Source organism: Flavobacterium sp. PS2 (genome assembly GCF_046250155.1).
Taxonomy (GTDB): Bacteria; Bacteroidota; Bacteroidia; order Flavobacteriales; family Flavobacteriaceae; genus Flavobacterium.
The window spans coordinates 1,781,788-1,802,472 of the sequence record NZ_CP176426.1; the positions used below are offsets into that span (position 1 = coordinate 1,781,788).

23 protein-coding genes and 1 riboswitch are annotated in these 20,685 nt (G+C 32.8%); of the genes, 15 read left to right on the top strand and 8 right to left on the bottom strand.

Annotated features, from left to right (window positions below; all coding sequences use genetic code 11):
• Positions 1-59: 59 nt before the first annotated feature.
• Positions 60-2,189: a M3 family metallopeptidase gene (locus tag ACJ6WR_RS07535; protein ID WP_409417484.1), complete on the bottom strand. Its 2,130-nt coding sequence runs from the start codon at positions 2,187-2,189 to the stop codon at positions 60-62.
• A 167-nt stretch (positions 2,190-2,356) separates the two neighbouring features.
• Between ACJ6WR_RS07535 and ACJ6WR_RS07540 the strand changes: the two genes are divergently transcribed.
• The 13 genes from ACJ6WR_RS07540 to ACJ6WR_RS07600 all read left to right on the top strand — a co-directional run bounded on the left by ACJ6WR_RS07540 (position 2,357) and on the right by ACJ6WR_RS07600 (position 12,522).
• Entirely contained in the window at positions 2,357-3,037 is a 681-nt protein-coding gene (locus ACJ6WR_RS07540; RefSeq protein ID WP_039111870.1) for a queuosine precursor transporter, read from the top strand.
• Positions 3,034-3,678 (top strand): hypothetical protein, encoded by a 645-nt coding sequence (locus ACJ6WR_RS07545; RefSeq protein ID WP_409417485.1) that lies wholly within the window; start codon positions 3,034-3,036, stop codon positions 3,676-3,678. The genes ACJ6WR_RS07540 and ACJ6WR_RS07545 overlap by 4 nt, the downstream gene beginning before the upstream one ends.
• An 80-nt stretch (positions 3,679-3,758) precedes the next feature.
• The gene (locus tag ACJ6WR_RS07550; RefSeq protein ID WP_409417486.1) at positions 3,759-4,223 is read left to right on the top strand and encodes a lipocalin family protein; all 465 of its coding nucleotides are present in this window, start codon (positions 3,759-3,761) and stop codon (positions 4,221-4,223) included.
• Positions 4,224-4,230: 7 nt separating this feature from the next.
• The gene (locus ACJ6WR_RS07555; protein ID WP_039117506.1) at positions 4,231-4,791 is read left to right on the top strand and encodes a DNA-3-methyladenine glycosylase I; all 561 of its coding nucleotides are present in this window, start codon (positions 4,231-4,233) and stop codon (positions 4,789-4,791) included.
• A gap of 177 nt (positions 4,792-4,968) precedes the next feature.
• Positions 4,969-5,066, top strand: a riboswitch (TPP riboswitch).
• A gap of 63 nt (positions 5,067-5,129) precedes the next feature.
• Positions 5,130-5,336: a sulfur carrier protein ThiS gene (gene thiS, locus ACJ6WR_RS07560; RefSeq protein ID WP_039111866.1), complete on the top strand. Its 207-nt coding sequence runs from the start codon at positions 5,130-5,132 to the stop codon at positions 5,334-5,336.
• 117 nt (positions 5,337-5,453) lie between these two features.
• Positions 5,454-7,277, top strand: coding sequence for a phosphomethylpyrimidine synthase ThiC (gene thiC, locus ACJ6WR_RS07565; protein WP_409417487.1), 1,824 nt, complete (start codon positions 5,454-5,456; stop codon positions 7,275-7,277).
• Between the two features lie 59 nt (positions 7,278-7,336).
• Complete coding sequence (locus ACJ6WR_RS07570) at positions 7,337-7,933, top strand: thiamine phosphate synthase (RefSeq protein ID WP_409417488.1); 597 nt, start codon at positions 7,337-7,339, stop codon at positions 7,931-7,933.
• Positions 7,900-8,652: a hydroxymethylpyrimidine/phosphomethylpyrimidine kinase gene (locus tag ACJ6WR_RS07575; protein WP_409417489.1), complete on the top strand. Its 753-nt coding sequence runs from the start codon at positions 7,900-7,902 to the stop codon at positions 8,650-8,652. The genes ACJ6WR_RS07570 and ACJ6WR_RS07575 overlap by 34 nt, the downstream gene beginning before the upstream one ends.
• Positions 8,645-9,283 carry a thiamine phosphate synthase gene (locus ACJ6WR_RS07580; protein WP_409417490.1) on the top strand — a complete coding sequence of 213 codons (639 nt, stop codon included), beginning with the start codon at positions 8,645-8,647 and terminating at the stop codon, positions 9,281-9,283. Before ACJ6WR_RS07575 ends, ACJ6WR_RS07580 begins: the two co-directional genes overlap by 8 nt.
• Positions 9,264-10,040: a thiazole synthase gene (locus tag ACJ6WR_RS07585; RefSeq protein ID WP_409417491.1), complete on the top strand. Its 777-nt coding sequence runs from the start codon at positions 9,264-9,266 to the stop codon at positions 10,038-10,040. The genes ACJ6WR_RS07580 and ACJ6WR_RS07585 overlap by 20 nt, the downstream gene beginning before the upstream one ends.
• Positions 10,041-10,196: 156 nt before the next feature.
• A complete protein-coding gene (locus ACJ6WR_RS07590; RefSeq protein ID WP_409417492.1) occupies positions 10,197-10,574 on the top strand; it encodes a GxxExxY protein in 378 nt (125 codons plus the stop codon).
• 44 nt (positions 10,575-10,618) lie between these two features.
• A complete protein-coding gene (thiH, locus tag ACJ6WR_RS07595) occupies positions 10,619-11,740 on the top strand; it encodes a 2-iminoacetate synthase ThiH (protein ID WP_409417493.1) in 1,122 nt (373 codons plus the stop codon).
• A 71-nt stretch (positions 11,741-11,811) separates the two neighbouring features.
• Positions 11,812-12,522, top strand: coding sequence for a HesA/MoeB/ThiF family protein (locus ACJ6WR_RS07600; protein WP_409417494.1), 711 nt, complete (start codon positions 11,812-11,814; stop codon positions 12,520-12,522).
• On the opposite strand, the gene ACJ6WR_RS07605 is transcribed toward ACJ6WR_RS07600, so the two are convergent.
• From ACJ6WR_RS07605 to ACJ6WR_RS07620, 4 genes are all read right to left on the bottom strand, one after another.
• Complete coding sequence (locus ACJ6WR_RS07605) at positions 12,519-13,316, bottom strand: MOSC domain-containing protein (RefSeq protein WP_409417495.1); 798 nt, start codon at positions 13,314-13,316, stop codon at positions 12,519-12,521. The genes ACJ6WR_RS07600 and ACJ6WR_RS07605 overlap by 4 nt on opposite strands.
• Positions 13,303-13,947 carry a leucyl/phenylalanyl-tRNA--protein transferase gene (aat, locus tag ACJ6WR_RS07610; protein WP_409417496.1) on the bottom strand — a complete coding sequence of 215 codons (645 nt, stop codon included), beginning with the start codon at positions 13,945-13,947 and terminating at the stop codon, positions 13,303-13,305. The genes ACJ6WR_RS07605 and aat overlap by 14 nt, the downstream gene beginning before the upstream one ends.
• 75 nt (positions 13,948-14,022) lie before the next feature.
• Positions 14,023-14,394, bottom strand: a complete 372-nt coding sequence (locus tag ACJ6WR_RS07615) for a DUF3127 domain-containing protein (protein ID WP_039111856.1) — start codon at positions 14,392-14,394, stop codon at positions 14,023-14,025.
• Between the two features lie 23 nt (positions 14,395-14,417).
• Positions 14,418-15,302, bottom strand: coding sequence for a flavin reductase family protein (locus ACJ6WR_RS07620; protein ID WP_039111855.1), 885 nt, complete (start codon positions 15,300-15,302; stop codon positions 14,418-14,420).
• Positions 15,303-15,459: 157 nt separating this feature from the next.
• On the opposite strand from ACJ6WR_RS07620, the gene ACJ6WR_RS07625 reads away from it, so the two are divergent.
• Positions 15,460-16,614, top strand: a complete 1,155-nt coding sequence (locus tag ACJ6WR_RS07625; protein ID WP_086894861.1) for a sensor histidine kinase — start codon at positions 15,460-15,462, stop codon at positions 16,612-16,614.
• A gap of 70 nt (positions 16,615-16,684) precedes the next feature.
• On the opposite strand, the gene ACJ6WR_RS07630 is transcribed toward ACJ6WR_RS07625, so the two are convergent.
• On the bottom strand, positions 16,685-17,071 hold the full coding sequence (locus tag ACJ6WR_RS07630) for an HIT family protein (RefSeq protein WP_039111853.1): 387 nt from the start codon (positions 17,069-17,071) through the stop codon (positions 16,685-16,687).
• A 64-nt stretch (positions 17,072-17,135) separates the two neighbouring features.
• Positions 17,136-17,612, bottom strand: coding sequence for a transcription elongation factor GreA (greA, locus tag ACJ6WR_RS07635; protein WP_039111852.1), 477 nt, complete (start codon positions 17,610-17,612; stop codon positions 17,136-17,138).
• A 155-nt stretch (positions 17,613-17,767) separates the two neighbouring features.
• On the opposite strand from greA, the gene ACJ6WR_RS07640 reads away from it, so the two are divergent.
• Positions 17,768-18,184, top strand: coding sequence for a hypothetical protein (locus ACJ6WR_RS07640; protein ID WP_086894860.1), 417 nt, complete (start codon positions 17,768-17,770; stop codon positions 18,182-18,184).
• 59 nt (positions 18,185-18,243) lie between these two features.
• Here the strand turns inward: ACJ6WR_RS07640 and ACJ6WR_RS07645 are convergent, their stop codons facing one another.
• Complete coding sequence (locus tag ACJ6WR_RS07645; protein WP_409417497.1) at positions 18,244-20,424, bottom strand: TonB-dependent receptor; 2,181 nt, start codon at positions 20,422-20,424, stop codon at positions 18,244-18,246.
• Positions 20,425-20,685: the final 261 nt, after the last annotated feature.

Genomic DNA, 20,685 nt, shown 5'->3' on the forward strand with positions numbered 1-20,685 from the left:
TATTCTAGATTCGCATATAAAAAAAAGAGAGACTTAACGGTCTCTCTTTTTTATTATAACTATTTGTTTGATTTTGTAACTGGAGTTTCAAAACCTCTAGCTTTCATTAAAGCATTAATCTCAGGATTATGTCCTCTAAAAGATTTATAAGCTTCCTCCTGATCCGTTGTATTACCTACACTAAATATCTTATCGTGTAATCTTTTAGCAACATCTTTATCATAAGGTCCTTTTCCCTCTGTAAATGCCTCGTAAGCATCGGCACAGATAACATCTGCCCATAAATAACTATAATATCCGCTCGCATATCCATCACTAGAAAAAATGTGCCCAAATTGAGGAATACGATGACGCATTACAATTTCTTTAGGCATATTAAGCTTAGCCAATGTTTCTTTCTCAAAAACTGTAGGATCAATAACAGAATCTCCTGCTAAATGTAATTTCATATCGATAAGTGAGCTTGAAATTGTTTCAACAGTAGAAAATCCTTCGTTGAATGTTGCTGCTTTTGCAATACGCTCAACCAAATCTTTAGGAATAGGCTTTCCTGTTTTATAATTTAAAGCAAATTTATTCAATACCTCAGGAGTTTCTAACCAACGCTCTAAGATCTGAGATGGAAACTCTACATAATCTCTTGCAACAGCAGTTCCTGATAATGTAGGATAGGTAACATCTGAACATAAACCATGTAATGCATGTCCGAATTCATGAAATAGAGTAGTTGCATCTGACCATGAAATCAAAACTGACTCATTGTCATTTCCTTTTATAAAATTACTATTATTAGAAACTATCGTGAGAACATTTCCGTCTAGTTTTTGTTGTTTTCTATATGCATTCATCCAAGCTCCAGAACGTTTTCCTTTACGGGCGTAAGGATCAAAATACCATAAGCCTACTACTTTACCAGTCTTTATATTAGAAACTTCCCAAACTCTAACATCTGGATGATATACAGGAACATCAGTTATTTGTTTAAATTTTAAATCAAATAATTCTCCTGCAACCCAAAACATTCCTTCGCGTAATTTTTCTAATTGAAGATATTCCTTAACTACATTTTGATCTAAGTCATATTTTGCTTTTCTAACTTTTTCAGCATAATAACGATAATCCCAAGGTTCAATCTGAAACTTCCCTCCTTCGGCAACAACGATCTTTTGCATATCAGCAACATCTTTATGAACCTGATTTACAGCTGGCTCCCAAACAGCTTCCATTAAAGCCATCGCTCTTTCAGGAGTTTTAGCCATTCTGTTAGTTAAATTCCAATGAGCAAAAGTAGGATAACCTAAAAGTTTTGCTTTAGCAGCACGAAGCTGTAAAATTTCAACCAAAGTCGATTTATTATCATATTCATCTCCGTTATCTCCTCTATTAATAAACATTCTCCAAACTTTTTCTCTCAACGCTCTATTGGTAGAAAAAGTTAAAAAAGGCTCTACAAAAGAACGTGTATTAGCAATACAACCCAATGCCGAAAGTTTTCTTTCTTTAGCATCGGCCATAGCAGCTTTTTTTATTCCGTCAGGCAAACCATCAAAATCTGCATCGGTTACCAAAGCAACATATTGGTTATTCTCTTCTGCTAATAAATTCTGGCTAAACTTAGAAAATAACGTTGATAATTGCTTATTGATTTCTCCAACTTTAGCTTTATCGGCATCACTTAAATTTGCCCCTTGTTTATTAAACTCCATATAATAAACCCAAATAAGTCTTTGTTGTTCTCCTGTTAGTTTCTTTTTATCTGGAGAATTATATAACTTTTCTATTCTGCCAAATAGTTTTCTGTTTTGATAAAACTCAGTAGATTGAGCAGCAAGTAATGGCTCAATATCTTTTTGTATCAATGCAAATTCAGGAGTACTAATATTTGAAGAATAAATTCCATAAGCCGTCATAATTCTCGACAACGTTTTACCAGAACGTTCCAATTCGGCAATTGTATTATCAAAAGTAGCAGGTTTTGTATTATTAGCAATAGCATCAATCTCATTACTTTTTTGTTTGATAGCAACATCAAAAGCGGGCTTAAAATCGGCTATTTTATACTCTGTAAAAGCAGGTACACCACCATAAGGACCAGTCCATTTTTGCAATAATGGATTTTGTGAATTTGTTTGTGCCTGAACAGAAGTTAAAGATGTGGCCATAATTAGAATAGTGACAATTTTTTTCATGTACGTTATTTAATATTTTATAAAATAAATGCAATTCCCAAATATAGCCAATAATTAGAATAGCTAACGAAGAAAAAAGCCACATCTTAAATACATCTCAACAATGTTTTTTTATAAAAATAAATACTCCGAATAATATCTTAAATTTGGCATATTAAAATTTATCTATGTTTAAAACCAAGAAAGAAATTGTTTTTGTTATCCTCGCCGGAATTTTTATTACCAATGCAGTTGTAGCAGAGCTAATTGGGGGAAAATTAATCCAAATTGGTCCATTTGTAATGAGTATCGGAATCCTACCTTGGCCTATTGTTTTTTTAACAACCGACTTGATTAATGAGTATTTTGGAGAAAAAGGAGTTAAAAAACTTTCTTTTATAACAGCATGTTTAATCGCTTATGCTTTTCTAATATTATTTATGTCAATCGTAATTCCTGCAGCAAAAGGCATTAGCCCTGTAAATGACGAACAATTTCAAGCTGTTTTCGGACAAAGTATGTGGATTATTGTAGGTAGCATTATTGCATTTATGGCATCTCAACTGATAGATGTATGGATGTTTTGGTTTTTTAAAAGAAGAACAGGAGAAAATAAAATATGGCTTAGAACAACAGGTTCAACAGTAATTTCTCAACTATTTGACTCTTTTATTGTTTTAGGAATTGCTTTTTGGTTACCTGGAAAAATAAATTTCGATACTTTTATATCATCAGCATTAACTGGCTATACATTCAAACTTACTTTGGCAATAGTATTAACTCCACTGATATATGCTGGTCATCATTTGATTAAAAAATATCTGGAAGAAGATAATTCCGAAGAAAAGAAAAACAACCATACCGCATGAAACATCACAATATATTTTTATTGATTTTAATTTTATGCTGCTTGTCTAGTTGTAATAAAAATGACAGAGATCAATTATTAGAGTCAACAACAACTGTTTCCGAAAAAATAAAAGACATCTCAAAAAGTACAATAGAAACCATAGCTTCGGCTAAAGATTCCATTACAAAAACTATATTCACGCCTAACAAAACAAAAAATAATGAAACTATTACTGAAGAAGGTTCTGTTATAAAAGATAGCATAAGGATAGAAAACTTAGAAACTGAAAAACTTAAAGGTTTTACCTATTTTAAAAAATTACTTTCTGTATGTAAAACAGGAGAAACACTAACCCAAAAAGAATTAATTGAAGACCATAATATCCCAAAAGAAGGAGTTAAACTAATAAAAAGCATAACTAAAACTGCTGAAGATGAAATCGATATCAAATGGAATTCTACTTGGTTTATTGAGAAAATTTCGGATGCTAAATTTGCTGATGCTCGAATGAAAATTAAATTTGAAGCAAACAAAATGTATACTTCAGGGAAAGCTATCGGGATAAAATACAATAAGCGAATTTATAACGACTTAATCATCATTGGAACCTCTGCCTATATTCCTTCAGTAAAAGGTTACCATTGGAAAATTGGAAAGTAATTATATAACTCAACTTTATTACAATCAATATTAACATACAAAAACTGCTTGTTAATTTATTCTTTAAAACCAAAACTAAAATGAAAAAAAACTACATTCTATTCTTATTTGTAACAGTACTGGGATTATCAATTTCATCATGTAGTAGCGATAGTGATAACGATGACAACGCTTCAATTGTCGGTAAATGGGAAATTTTACAATACGGAATTGGCCCCATTGATCACGAGATTTTTACAGACCGTGTCAATGTAACAGAATGCGGTAAAGATTATATAGAATTCCTATCTGACGGAACATATAAAATCATACTGTTTAGTAAACACAAAGAAGAATGCTATACTATCGAAAACAATGGAAAATACATAAAAAATGAATCCACTCTTTCTCTTATAAAATATATACAAGACTCTGAGCATATCATAGAATCAGAACCTGCAAACTCAGAAATTATAGTACTAAACAAAAGCACATTAAAAATTAGAATTTTAACTAAAACTGAAAAGGAAACAGTTTCACAAATTTCAATATTTAAAAAAATATAATTAAAAAATGGAACCAATAAGATGTGGCTGGTGTTCGGCAAGTGATTTATATAAAAAATACCATGACGAAGAATGGGGTATTCCTGTTTACGACGATGCGTCATTATTTGAATTTTTAACTCTCGAAACCTTTCAGGCAGGATTAAGTTGGATTACTATTTTAAACAAAAGAGAAAATTTTAGAACTGCTTTTGACAATTTTGATTACAAAAAAATCGCACAATATTCCGAAGATAAAATCGAATCACTACTGCAAGACACAGGAATAATCCGAAACAAATTAAAAATACGTTCGGCAGTTAGCAACGCACAGGCATTTATAAAAATACAAGAGGAATTTGGAAGTTTTTCCGATTACATCTGGAAATTTACTGATGGAAAACCCATCATTAACAATCCAAAAACCTTAAAAGATGTCCCCGCCACTACTCCACTTTCTGACGCTATTAGTAAAGATTTAAAAAAGAGAGGATTTAAATTTGTTGGCTCAACCGTTATTTACGCCCAAATGCAAGCCACAGGAATGGTCAATGATCATATTGAAGATTGCTGGACAAGAAAAAAATAGTTTGCAGTCATAGTTACAGTTTGCAGTCACAGTTTTCAGTTTCAGAAAAACTTAATTCCTCTTATATTTCTTAATGGTTCAAAAAATATTTTTGTAGCTTTTTTTAAACTACAAAAACTGTTCTTCAACTTTAAACGTTAAACATTAAACGTTTAAACAAAAAATTATTACATTTGCTTCACACTTTAGGGGTGTCTACAATAAAGTAGGCTGAGATTTTACCCTCTGAACCTGATCTAGTTCATACTAGCGTAGGGAAAAGTAAGATGACTTCCGTGCATATCTATATGCCATTGTAGCCATTCCTAAAGTATAACTATATACTAAATTCTAGAGGAATGGAACTAAAAATCAACCAACAAACCAAACAATTCAATGCTGAATCTCTTAGCGTTCAGGCATTGCTCGATCTCGAAATTCCCAACAAACAAAATGGCATTGCCGTTGCCATAAACAACACCGTTATTCCAAAACCTATCTGGAATACTCATATCCTAAACGAAACCGACGATATTTTAATTATTTCTGCTACGCAGGGAGGATAAATTAATTTAATTATTCAAAAATTTAAAGATTTAAAAATTGCAGCTACAAACTTATTTCAAAAGTTTTGCTCTTGATTTTTTAATCCTTCAATATTTCAATCTTTCAATAAAAAAAATATGACTAACGAAGAAAAAATATCCAGAACTCCTTTCCCTAACTCTAATAAAGTATATGTTAACGGAGAAATACATCCTATAAAAGTAGCCATGCGCGAGGTAATACTTAGCGACACCAGACTTTCTAATGGTGGTATCGAAAAAAATCCTTCCGTAACTATTTACGACACATCGGGTCCATATACAGATCCAAATATCGAAATAGACATCCGAAAAGGATTGCCTCGTTTAAGAGAAGAATGGATTTTAGGTCGAAATGATGTAGAAATCCTTGACGAAATAAGTTCTGATTACGGACAAATGCGATTAAACGACGAGAATTTAAATCATTTACGTTTCGAATATTTACATCAACCAAAGCGTGCAAAAAAAGGCGCAAACGTAACACAACTTTATTACGCGAAACAAGGAATTATTACTCCCGAAATGGAATATATTGCGATTCGTGAAAACCAACGTATTGAGTTATTAAATGAGCAAACTAAAGCCATGCAATGTCAACATGCTGGACATAGTTTTGGTGCTAATACTCCAAAAAGTAAGATAACCCCAGAATTTGTGCGTAGTGAAGTAGCAATTGGTCGTGCCATTATTCCGAACAACATTAACCATCCCGAAAGTGAGCCTATGATTGTAGGACGCAATTTCTTAGTAAAAATAAATGCTAATATTGGTAATAGCGCTGTAACATCGACCATCGAAGAAGAAGTTGAAAAAGCTGTTTGGGCTTGTCGCTGGGGAGCAGATACCATAATGGATTTATCTACAGGAAAAAATATTCACGAAACCAGAGAATGGATTATTCGTAATTCGCCAGTGCCAATCGGGACAGTACCTATTTATCAGGCTTTAGAAAAAGTAAAAGGAATCGCCGAAGATTTAACTTGGGAAGTTTTCCGCGATACACTTATCGAGCAAGCCGAACAAGGAGTTTCTTATTTCACTATTCATGCTGGTGTTTTATTGCGTTACATTCATCTTACTGCCGAACGTGTTACAGGAATTGTATCTCGTGGTGGATCTATAATGGCAAAGTGGTGTTTGTTTCATCATAAGGAAAACTTCTTATATACTCATTTTGAAGAAATCTGCGAAATCATGAAACAATATGATATAGCATTTTCTCTAGGCGATGGTTTACGCCCAGGTTCTATTGCCGATGCCAATGATGCTGCACAATTTGCCGAACTGGAAACTCTTGGAGAATTAGCCAAAATTGCTTGGAAACACGATGTTCAAGTATTTATAGAAGGTCCTGGTCACGTGCCAATGCACATGATAAAAGAAAACATGGACAAGCAATTAGAGCATTGTAACGAAGCTCCGTTTTATACTCTTGGACCATTAACTACAGATATTGCACCGGGTTACGACCACATTACATCCGCAATTGGAGCTGCAATGATTGGTTGGTACGGTTGCGCAATGCTTTGTTATGTTACCCCAAAAGAGCATCTTGGTTTACCTAATAAAAAAGATGTAAAAGATGGAGTTATCACTTATAAAATCTCAGCTCATGCTGCCGATTTAGCCAAAGGACATCCCGGAGCACAATATCGTGACAATGCATTAAGCAAAGCCCGTTTCGAATTCCGTTGGGAAGATCAATTTAATTTATCACTAGATCCAGACACAGCAAGAGAATTCCACGATGAAACACTTCCTGCCGAAGGTGCCAAAATCGCTCATTTCTGTTCGATGTGCGGTCCAAAATTCTGCTCCATGAAAATATCACAGGAGATACGTGATGTGGCTGCAGCCGAAAAAGGAATGCAAGAGAAATCAGAAGAGTTTATTGAGCAAGGGAAAGAGATTTATATTTAATTTCAGAATAAAGAAGCAAGAGAAAAGAAAGTCAAGAAATAGAGGAAAGAAGAAAGATTATGATAGTTCTATCAAATCCAACTACTATAGCAAATGAAATCAATGTAATCCATTCTCTTTTTGAGGAAGGATTACAATTGTTTCATGTACGAAAACCAGATTATTCGCTAAAGGAAATGATTTCGTTTGTCGAACAGATAAGTCCCGAATTCCGATCTCGATTGGTATTACATAGTCATCATGAATCGATAGAAAACTTTAAGATTAACCGAATTCATTTTACAGAAGAAAAAAGAAAAAAGAATCTGGAGTTCCTTCCAAAGTTTACAAATCTAATTTTATCAACATCAACACATTCAATTTCAGATTTTAATTCATTAGCTCCAGAATTTGAATATGCTTTTTTGAGTCCGGTTTACCCAAGTATTTCTAAGGAGAATTATCTCCCTAAAACAGATTTGTTTGAAGCCATAAAAAACAGAACTAATATCAAAACTAAACTAATTGCTTTGGGAGGAATTAATTCAGAAAACATAGAACAAACACTCGCAACTGGTTTTGATAATGTTGCTTTATTAGGTAGTATTTGGAATGCAGAAAATCCAATTAAAAATTTTAAATCATGTCAGAAAATCGTCCTTTCGTCCTTACAATAGCTGGTTTTGACCCATCTGGTGGTGCTGGAGTTTTGGCAGATTGCAAAACTTTTGAACAACATCATGTATCTGGACTTGCCATAAATACAGGAAATACAATTCAGACAGAAAAAGAATTCTTTCAAATAGAATGGACATCTCTTGATTTTGTGTTACGTTCCATAAAAACACTTTTTGAAAATTATGACATAAAGGTGGTGAAAATCGGGATTGTGCCTTCTCTTCATTACCTAAAAGAAATTGTTTTTAATATAAAAGAACTTTCTCCTAAAACTCAAATAGTCTGGGATACAGTTTTAAAATCTACAACCGAATTTGATTTTATTACCATCGAAAACAAATCAGATTTAATCGAGATACTTTCTAAAATTGATTTGATTACACCAAATTATAATGAAGTAAAAAAGCTATTTCCTGATTTCAATTTTGACGCAAGTCAATTAAACAAACAAATTCCAACGACTATTTTATTAAAAGGCGGACATAATAACAAAGCAATTGGAACTGATTATTTATATACTCAAAATGAAGTTTTCGTGCTTTCGCCAAATAACACCAAATGTTACGCAAAACATGGTTCAGGTTGTGTATTATCATCAGCTATTGCTGCTAATTTAGCTTTAGGTCAAGATTTAAAATCAGCCTGTATAAATGCCAAAAATTATATTGAAAAATACTTGAATTCAACTTCAACCTTAATCGGCTATCACTATGTATAATAAACTACAATACATCTCACAAGGAAATACAATCGAGGCACAATTGTACAATATTCATCAGGCGTTAGATAATGGCTGTGATTGGGTACAAATGCGATTTAAAAATCAAACAGCAAAGAATTCTTTCGCTTTAGCAGAAGCTGTAAAGTTTTTATGTGAAGAATATCTAGCCAATTTCATCATCAATGACAATGTTTATCTGGCTCAACAAATTGCTGCCGATGGTGTACATCTAGGACTTTCGGACACAAAAATAGACGAAGCACGAGCCATATTAGGCAATACAAAAATTATTGGCGGAACAGCCAATACATTCGAAGATATCACCAATCACATAAAAAATGGTTGTGATTATATTGGTCTTGGTCCATTTCAGTTCACAGAAACCAAAGAAAAGTTAAGTCCGATTCTAGGCTTAGATGGATATCATGAAATCATACAAAAAATCAAATCCAACAATCTCAAAATTCCTATTTATGCTATTGGCGGAATCACATTAGAAAACGTTGATCAATTAATAGAAACTGGAGTTCATGGAATTGCTGTTTCTGGAATAATTACCAAAAGTCCCGAAAAAGGAAAACTCATTACACAACTTAACGAAAAATTATATGCAAACGTCATCATTTAAAATAGGCGATAAATTACTTGAATCCCGCTTGTTTTTGGGAACAGGAAAATTTGGTTCGAATCTGGAAATGGAAAAAGCCATTTTGTCTTCGGGGAGCGAATTGGTTACGGTTGCTTTAAAACGTATCGACTTAGAGACTGAAACCGATGCTATTTTATCACACTTAAAACATCCGAGAATAAATTTATTACCTAATACATCGGGAGCAAGAAATGCAAAAGAAGCAATATTTGCAGCGCAATTAGCACGTGAAGCACTTGAAACCAATTGGCTAAAACTCGAAATTCATCCTGATCCAAAATACTTAATGCCCGATGCTATCGAAACTTTAAAAGCTACCGAAGAATTGGCTAAACTAGGTTTTATTATTCTGCCTTATATACATGCAGACCCCGTTTTATGCAAGCGATTGGAAGATGCAGGGACAGCCGCAGTAATGCCTCTGGGCTCTCCTATTGGCAGTAATAAAGGATTAAAAACTATCGATTTTCTAGAAATTATTATCGAGCAAAGCAACGTTCCTGTAATTATAGATGCTGGAATCGGAGCCCCATCAGACGCTGCAAAAGCAATGGAATTAGGTGCTGATGCTGTTTTAGTTAATACTGCGATTGCTGTAGCCGGAAATCCAGAGTTAATGGCCGAAGCTTTTAGAGAAGCTGTAATTGCTGGTCGAAAAGCATTTGAGGCTAAACTAGGAAAACAATATAATCAAGCTGTAGCTTCGAGCCCATTGACTTCTTTTTTATATGATTAATTTTTAATCTCTCGCAGATTTGGCAGATTAAGCAGATGCATTTGAATTAAAAAGTCCAAAAAATAATCTGCTCAATCTGCCAAATCTGCGAGAAAAACATTTTACCAAAAAAGTAAGATTTTTCATTAAATTTGATTTAAAAATAAAATTAATATTATGTCAGAAAATGAAATTTCATACAAAGTAAGAGGAGCTATTTTTACAGTATACAACACTCTAGGTCCGGGATTATTAGAATCTATTTACGAAAGTGCTTTATATTATCAATTAAATAAAGATGGATTAAAAATCGCTAAACAAATTAATTTACCCGTTAAATATGATAATACAGAATTAGACATCACTTTTCGATTGGATTTATTAGTTGAAGACAAAGTAATTATTGAATTAAAATCTGTTGAAGAATTGAAATCCATTCATTTTAAACAATTAAACACTTATCTAAAATTAACCAATAAAAAACTGGGATTATTAGTCAATTTTAATTGTGAAAATATTCTAGATAATATACATCGAGTAGTAAACAAAATTTAATCTGCTTAAATCTATAAAATCTGCGTGAAACAAACAAAATTCAAATGAACACATTCAAATCTGTTTTTAATCAATACGATTGGAATACCATCCAATCCAAAATATACCAAACCTCCCCACAGGAAGTAGAACGTGCATTGACCAAAAACAAACGAAATCTTGATGATTTTCTGGCACTTATCTCACCAGCAGCTTTGCCTTATTTAGAGCAAATGGCGCAAGAATGCCATGAACTTACTAAGAAACGTTTTGGGAAAACAATCCAAATGTACGCGCCACTTTATTTAAGTAACGAATGCCAGAACATTTGTACCTATTGTGGTTTTAGCTTGGACAATAAAATCAAACGAAAAACACTTTCAGACCCTGAGATTAAACTGGAAGTTGAAGCTTTAAAAAATGTTGGATTCGATCATATTTTATTGGTAACTGGCGAAGCAAATTATACTGTAAATATTAATTATTTCCTGAATGCAATTACTCAAATAAGAGAGCATTTTTCGGTTATTTCGGTTGAAGTTCAACCGCTTTCTACTGAAGAATATGAAAAACTTCATGAAGCTGGAGTTTACTCCGTTTTGGTCTATCAAGAAACGTATCATCAGGAAGTTTATAAAAAGTACCATACAAAAGGCAAAAAATCAAATTTCGATTTTAGACTTGAAACTCCTGACAGAATTGGAACAGCAGGCATTCACAAAATCGGATTAGGAGTTCTTTTAGGATTGGAAGATTGGCGCACCGATAGTTTTTTTAATGCTTTGCATATCGATTATCTCCAGAAAAAATATTGGCAAACTAAGTATTCCGTTTCTTTTCCCAGATTACGTCCTGCCGAAGAAATTATCGAACCCAATTTTATTATGGATGATAAAGATTTAACGCAACTTATTTGTGCGTATCGATTATGGAATGAAGATTTGGAAATTTCTATATCGACACGTGAAAATGAAAAATTCAGAAATAATATTATTCCGATTGGAACGACGAGTATGAGTGCAGGTTCAAAAACAAACCCGGGCGGATATGTCGTTGATCCACAATCATTAGAGCAATTCGAGATTAGCGATGAACGTTCGGCTCAGGAAATCGCTAAAATCATCAAAGAATCAGGTTATGAGCCAGTTTGGAAAGATTGGGATAGAACATATAGTCAAATATCTTAAAGTCATTAAACCAGATACTCTCGAATCTTAATTTCATTTCACATTTCACCTCTTCACTTTAAACACAAAAAATGAGCATTATCCAAGATTTTTTACGTTATAACCGCCAAATGATGTTGCCTGAAATTGGTGATATTGGGCAAGAAAAAATAAAACAAGCAAAAGTATTGGTTATCGGTGCAGGTGGCTTGGGTTGCCCTATTTTGCAATATCTAGCAACTGCCGGAGTGGGAACTATTGGTATCATAGATTTTGACATTATAGAAATTCATAATCTACATCGTCAGATTTTATATACCGAAGAAACTGTTGGTCAAGCCAAAACTCTGACTGCTAAAACTGTAGTCGAAAAACTAAATCCATTAATTACTGTTATCGCTTTTGAAGAAAAATTAACTCCAGAAAATGCATCTCAAATTATTCAGGATTTTGATATTGTGGTAGATGGTTCGGATAATTTTAAAACACGATATCTCGTTAATGACACTTGTGTGAATTTAAACAAAACATTAGTATACGGAAGTATTCTAAAATTTGAAGGACAAGTAGCTGTTTTTAATCATAATGGTAGTAAAAACTTACACGATTTATTCCCTGAAATGCCCGATCCTAAAGATGTGCCTAATTGTAACCTCAACGGTGTCCTTGGAACATTACCTGGAATAATCGGCACAATGATGGCACACGAAACATTAAAACTAATTCTGGATTTACCTACATTAAAAAATGAATTGGTTCTTTTTGACACGATAAACTGGAACTTTACTAAACTGAATTTTTAGAAAACAATAGCATCACCAACATTAATAATAGCATTTTCCAGACACACTAAATTTGTACCAAAGAAAACTGAATTATCAACTTTACGGTACTTACTTAATGTTTTTAACGGTTCTTTTTTCACAACACCTTTACTAGGATCATTATTTACCATAATACATCTTCCGCAAGGTTTTATATTTTTGAATTTGCCATTTCCAATCTGAAAAGCTTCAAAAGTATCTTCTTCGTGTGCAACTGCTGTACTAATTACAATATTGGGTCTGAACCTTAAAACAGTTATTTTCTCTTGGAGTTTTTCATTTAAATTATCTAGACTTTCGCTTCCGATTAATAAGTACGGATAACCATCGGCAAGACTAACATTAAATGTGGTATCTAGTTTTGAATTTGTATGTTTTCTATCTCCGCTATTAATAATTCTGACTAGTTTACAAGTAAATCCTAACTGAGCAGTAAACCATTCAGAAGTTGTTTTATTTACCTCAACAACTTCGCTTTTATCATCCCATACCATCGAAGAAATAGGTGTTCCTAAATTTTCATCAATAAAAAACTCATGTTTTTTATCTAGATATGTTATTGTCATTTTTCCATCCGAAATTTGTGGATAGAACTGACTTAAAAAAGGATATTCTCTTTGAGTAATAAATTGATTAAATTCATCAACAAGCATCCATCTGCGGTCATTTTCAAACCCCATTTCTTCTGCCCTAGCGCTTTTACAACTAATTCCTGCCAAACTTTTGATAGGATAGATATAAAGTTCTTTTACAATGTAACTAGTACTCATCATTATTTAAAATTTGCATAAAAACATCACGTTCAATTTCCCGACATCCTAAACTTTCCAGGTGTGGATTATAAACCTGACAATCTAAGAGTTTATAATTCTCATTTTTTAATTTATTTACTAAAGCTATAAAAGCAACTTTGGATGCATTAGACACTTTAGAGAACATACTTTCTCCACAAAAAACATGTCCTAAATCTACCCCATATAAACCGCCTACCAATACATCATTCTCCCATACCTCAACCGATTTTGCAAAACCCATCTCATGAAGTTTACAATAGGATTCAATCATGTTATTAGAAATCCATGTTCCATTTTGTCCATCACGTTTTATCTTTTGGCAATTTGAAATTACATCTCTAAAATTCTGGTTGAAAGTAACTTTAAAGATGTTTCGATTAAGAATATTGCGCATGCTTTTAGTCACAATCAATTCATCTAAAAACAAAACCATTCTAGGATTTGGCGACCACCATAATATTGGTTCTCCTTCATTAAACCATGGAAAAATTCCGCTTCGATAAGCTAGCTGTAATCGTTCTGGAGATAAATCACCTCCAATTGCCAAAATACCATCATAATTGGCTTCTGAAACTGGCGGAAAAAATAAAACTTCGGATAAATGATACATTTTTAAGTAAAATATAAAACCCGACAAATTTGAAAAATTGCCGGGTTTGTTTATTATAAAATCAAAACCTATTGATTAAAATGGTAAATCGTCTGGTTCGTCTTCATTTAAGTTTGTTGCTGGAGCAAAAGCTTCTGCAGCAGGCATTGGTGGAGTTTGAGCTGGAGCAGCTGTATCTAATCTTTCGATTCTCCATCCTTGGATACTATTAAAGTATTTAGTTTCTCCTTGTGGATTAACCCATTCTCTTCCTCTTAAGTTAATTGAAACTTTTACTGGATCTCCTGTTTTATAGCTACTCAACAAATCGCATTTATCTTGAGTAAATTCGATCATGATGTGTTGAGGATATTGCTCTTCTGTAGTAACTACAAGTTCTCTTTTTTTGAATGATGCACTAACTTGTTGTTCTGGATTAACAACTTTTACTTTTCCTGTAACTTCCATCTCCGTTTTTATTTAATTGTTATTTATTTTTTTATTTTCTTAGCCAAAAGTACTTTCCAAGCCGATATTACATCGTTTTCATCAAGATACTTTTTAGCTTTTTGATGCACTTTTACATCATCATCTGAGCTCAATACTCCCTTCACAGAAAAGTTTTCTTTCACAAATATACTAACTTCTTCTGTTGTAGGCAAGGCTTCAATATTCCCTAATTTACCTAAATCATTCCCGTCAAAAACAGGACTTTCCTTTACATAATCAGGTATCGCATCTACTCCTACTCCTAGAGTTGTAAGTGGTTTTTCGACTTCAAAAAGTCCTTGATTCGATCTTGAATACCAATTACTTCCTAAGCGGGAAACCAAGTCTATTTTATGTTGATCGATTGCTCCATTCTCATCCAAAATTGCTTCGTGAATATGAATTTTTACCACTTCACAAAGAATAAGATTCCCTGCTCCTCCTTCTGTCCCTAACGGAATAATTTGAGTTACTTTACATTCAAACTGTACTGGCGACTCTTTTACTCTATACGGTTTTACAATATCCGATGGGATTTGTGTTAATCCCGATTTTATAAATTCGTTTACACCATCGGCATATTCTGTACTAGCAAGCGATGTTTGTTGTACAATATCATAATTAACCACGTTAATAACAACTTCACGTGTAGCTTCGGCATTTATCAAAGTATGTTTTATAGAATTGTCACGTACTCTTCGAGAGGGTGAAAAAACTAAAATTGGCGGGTTAGCGCTAAAAACATTGAAGAAACTAAATGGCGATAAATTCGGATTTCCGTCTTTATCTATAGTACTTGCAAAAGCAATAGGCCTTGGTCCAACTGCACTTTGTAAATAACCTTGCACTTTTGCGGTCGGAATTTCCTTTGGATCAATACTAATCATACTTTTATTTTTCTAATCATTTTTAGAAGACAACAAAAGTACATAAATCGTTTAAGTTTCGAAAGAAGTCTATTCATTTTAAAAATAAAAATCTTTGTACCCGTACAAAATATATACTATGTTTATTTCGTTATATTTATACCTCAAAATTTAATTTATGTTTTTTTCAGAAAGAAGAAATACAACCCGATGGATCATTATTTGTGCTTCCTTTTTGATTATTTCCTTAATTCTTTGGAACACTTATACCTTTTTTCAGATTTTTAAAAATGAGGAACGCTTAAAAATGAATCTTTGGGCTAATGCTCAAAAAACATTGATTAATGCTGATGAAAATACCGATGTCGAATTACCATTACAAATATTTAGCAACAACACTTCGATTCCTATTATTTTAACTGAGAAGGACAGTATTATAAGTGCAGTAAATATTGATGAAACCGTTATAAAAGATAAACAAAAGGCTAGTTCTTTTTTAAACAAACTAAAACGGGAGAATGAGGCAATTGTAATTGAGTATGCTCCTGGAAAACATCAGGAACTATATTATGGTAACTCCGAATTATTAAATAAACTTAAGTATTATCCAATTGCTTTATTATTGATTATCTTTTTGTTTGGAGGCTTGGTTTATAACTTTTACAGAAGTACCAAAATGGCTACCCAAAATAAGCTTTGGGCAGGAATGGCAAAAGAAACAGCTCATCAAATAGGAACTCCATTATCATCTCTGATTGGTTGGGTCGAGTTTTTAAAGACTGAAAATATTGACCAATCAATTACTTTAGAGATTGAGAAAGATATTGAGCGTTTACAAACTATTACTGATCGTTTCTCGAAAATAGGATCTACTCCAGTTCTTGAAAATAAAGATATTGTACAGGAAACAGTAAATACCTATGATTATTTACAATCTCGTTTCTCTAAACAAGTAAATTTTTCTTGCCAGACGCCTGAGAATCCAATTATGGTTATGATTAATCCTATTCTTCATAGTTGGACTATTGAGAATTTGGTAAAAAATGCCATTGATGCTATGAAAGGAAAAGGCAATTTGTCATTGAAAATTGAGCAAGACGGAAACTTAGTAAAAATAAATGTTTCGGACACTGGAATCGGGATTCCTAAAAAACAATTTAAAACCATATTCGAACCTGGTTTTACAACCAAAAAAAGAGGTTGGGGATTAGGTCTTTCATTAACAAAAAGAATTGTCGAGGAGTATCATAGCGGAAAGATAAGGGTTTTACAATCTGAAATAGGAAAGGGAACAATCATCCAACTTAATTACAAAATAAATTCTCCATCATAAAAATAAAAAACCACAAACTCATGAATTGAATTTGTGGTTTTATTTTATTTAAAAGATACTTATTTAAGACTTATAAATTAGCCTGAATACTTTTGGCCAAAGCCTCAAATTCTTCTTTACTAAGTGATACTTTATTATGGAAACGCATTTCATCCATTTCGTTAAGCGGAATCAAGTGTACGTGTGCATGAGGAACTTCAAGTCCTACTACTGCCATTCCTACTCTTTTACATGGAACTGTTTTCTCCAGAGCAATTGCAACTTTTTTAGAAAACTGCATTAATCCTAGATATAATTCATCATCCATATCAAAAATCTTATCGATTTCTTTCTTCGGGATGCAAAGCGTGTGTCCTTTGGCATTTGGATTTACATCCAGAAACGCCAAAAAATTATCATCTTCGGTAATTTTATAACTTGGAATTTCTCCGTTTACTATTTTGGTAAATATTGACATTGTTTATTCGTTTATTTGGTTAATCGTTTAACCGATTTAACGATTAAACAGTTAAACTAAAAATTTAGTCTCTTGTAATTTCAAGAATTTCAAATTTCAAAACTCCGTTTGGCACTGTGATTTCTGCAACTTCACCAACTGATTTTCCAAGTAACCCTTTTCCTATTGGAGAAGTAACTGATATTTTTCCGGTTTTTAAATCTGCTTCACTTTCTGCAACAAGCGTATATTTCATTTCCATACCGTTGCTTTGATTTTTAATTTTTACATTAGAAAGCACCAACGCTTTAGAAACATCTAATTGCGATTCATCTATTAATCTTGCATTCGAATACACTTCTTCCATCTTAGAAATTCGCATTTCAAGTAGGCCTTGTGCTTCTTTGGCTGCATCATATTCGGCGTTTTCAGATAAATCACCTTTATCTCTTGCTTCGGCTATATCTTGAGATGCCTTTGGACGCATTACACTTTTTAAGTGCTCCAATTCATCTTTTAATTTTTTTAATCCTTCTGCTGTATAATAAGATACTTTACTCATAACTTCATCGTTTATATAAATAGAAAAAATCCCATCGGGACGGGATTTCTTATTACAAAGATACTATTATTTTTAATAGTACATAATTATATGTTAATCATATAGATTTCAAATCTAATTAAATTAATTTTGTTTCACTAATTCTTTTTATAATAATGAAAAAATTCTGGCTTTTATCCCTGTTTGTTGTTCTGCTCATGTCTTGTAGTGATAGTCGTGACAGAAGTAAAAATCCTAATATTCCAAATTATTCGGTAAATCTTACCATTGATACGAATTTGCCTGCCTATTCAAATCTTAAATTTATAAGCAACCCTGTATATATTCCTAACTATGGAGCAAAAGGTTTAATTGTAATGAAAGTTGGCGAAACCTCATATAATGTTTTTGATGCTGCTTGTCCTAATGAAGCGATATCAAGTTGTGTAGCCATGACTATCGATGGCATAAATGCTGTTTGTTCTTGTGACAAAAGCGTTTATAGTTTATTTACAGGACTAGGGGATAAAGAGTATCCTATGAAACAATATCGTGTAGATGTAGCCGGAAGTACATTACGTATATATAACTAAAAAACAAAAAGCCTGAAAGTTTAAACTTTCAGGCTTTTTAAATATAAAACTAAGTCGATTTAAAACTTGAGCGTTAATCCAGCTAAGAAATTAATTCCTGCTTGTGGATAATAAGACGGATAGATATCCCACATAGCTCCGTTTGAAACATATTTTTTATCCAGAATATTATTTACTAAACCAGTTATAGTAATCGATTTAAATATAGATTTTGGTTTTATCTCGTAAGCAATATTCAAATCGTTTGTAAAATAATCTGCTAGTTTTGCAGCTGGCAATTCTATATTATTCATGAATTGTTCTCCAACATACTTTTGCAATAGCGAAACATATAACCCTTCGATTGGTTTATAAACAATAATGTTCCCTACTATTACTTCTGGAGAATAGGCAATACTTGTAGTTCCATAATACTCCCCATCTACAGCCAAATCAACATTTTTGTTACTACTTAATGTAAAATTAGGTCTTATTATAAACTTCTCCGACAAGGCAATCGTAGCATCTACTTCTAGCCCTAAACGGTAGCTTTTTTCGGTATTAGCACGAATTGAAGCACCAACATCATCTAACCTTCCTGTTAAAATCAATTGATCTTTGTATGCCATATAATACACATTTGAAGTCAATTGTACTTTCTCTGAATTATACCTCCATCCTAATTCGAAATCATTTAGTTTCTCTGGTTTTACATTTCCTCCTTCGTAATCTGTTCTATTTGGCTCACGATTGGCTCTTGCATAAGAGAAATACAAGGTGTTTTTTAAGTTGATTTCGTAATTCAATCCTGCTTTTGGATTAAAGAAATTAAAATTATCATCAACCAAACCAGTTTCTTTGCTATTGGCTTTATACTGTACGCTTCTATATTGTAAATCACCATAAAAACTAAATTTATCAGTTAATTGATAATTTGCTTTCGCAAAAATGTTCCCGTCTGTTTTAACCGAATGATCATCATAATAATGATCTCCAAGTTCTGTTTGAGAAGCATTTCTTGCCCAAATGACTTTACCAAAATGATCGCCTTCATATCTATTCCAACCTCCACCTAAAATTACATCTAATTTTTCTGTAACATATTTTGCAGAAAATGTAGTTCCATAAAAATCATTATCCAACCATTTTTGGCGAATTAAATCTGTTCCCGGAACTAATTCTCCTAAATCATTATATACTAATTTAGTAGGCTCAATCCCACCATAACCTTCAACGGGTTCATCATATTTATAATTTTCATAATACCCTTTTCCTTTTGTATAATGTGCTGCAAGGTTTGTACTCCATTTTTCGGACACAAATTCACTCCAATGTAACTGATAATGGTTTTGATTATAATTATCGGTTTCATTATCATAAAAACGAGTATTTCCTAATGCATCTTTAAACTTTCCAGCAGAGTTATAGGTTCTGTCTGTATTTAGAGTTTCTGCATCAATTCCGTTCCAAGCTTGGTACGTTTTTTCGGTTCCACCGAAAACCAAAGCTTTAATTAAAGTCGTTTTACCTACATACGCTCCTTGCAAGAAATAGGATTTTAAATCTGTGCTTGCTCTATCTATATATCCATCTGATTTTATAGTCGATAAACGTCCTGCAATTTCAAAATGGTCATTTAATAAACCTGTACTAAACTTAACTGTGTTTTTTAATGTATTGAATGAACCAAATGAAGTAGCAATTTCTCCCGTAGCCTTTGTAGCATAACTATCGGTTAATAAATTTAAACTTGCTCCAAAAGCGCTCGAACCGTTTGTTGAGGTACCAACACCTCTTTGCAACTGCAAACTCTCTACAGAAGAAGCAAAATCAGGCATATTTACCCAAAATGTTCCTTGGCTCTCGGCATCATTATACGGGATTCCGTTTATGGTAACATTTACTCTCGTAGCATCACTACCTCGTACGCGTATTCCTGAATAACCTACTCCGTTTCCAGCATCCGAAGTCGTAACAACCGATGGCATATAATTCATAAGAACTGGAATATCCTGACCTAAATTTCTGAATTTAATGTCTTTTTTAGTTAAATTACTAAAACTTACAGGGGTTTTCGTAGTAACACGTACTGCCGAAACCAACACATTATCTAATTGATTTACTTTGGTAGTATCTTGTACTTGCGCAAAAGAAGAAAGAGAATAGAAAAAAGAGAATAGAAAAAAGAGAGATGGCTTATAGTTTTTCAACTTTGAACCTTTGCAACTTAGTACCTCAGTACCTTTAAAAAATATTTTCATCCGTAAAAAAATTACGAATAAAAGGGGGAATTATTCTTTTTGTTAAATTAATAAATGTTTCACGACAAAATATAGTGTGCACGCTATGACTTGTCGTTTTTTCCCTTAGCGACATTACTCGCTCAGGTTCTTTGGGTATGATCTCAGCTCGTTATTTAGAGCACCCCTTTGAGACAGTGCAAATGTAGTGTTAAAAAACAAATTCCAAAAATTAAATTCCAAATTCCAAAAACTCGTTTTTACTGTCATCTTTATTAGAAT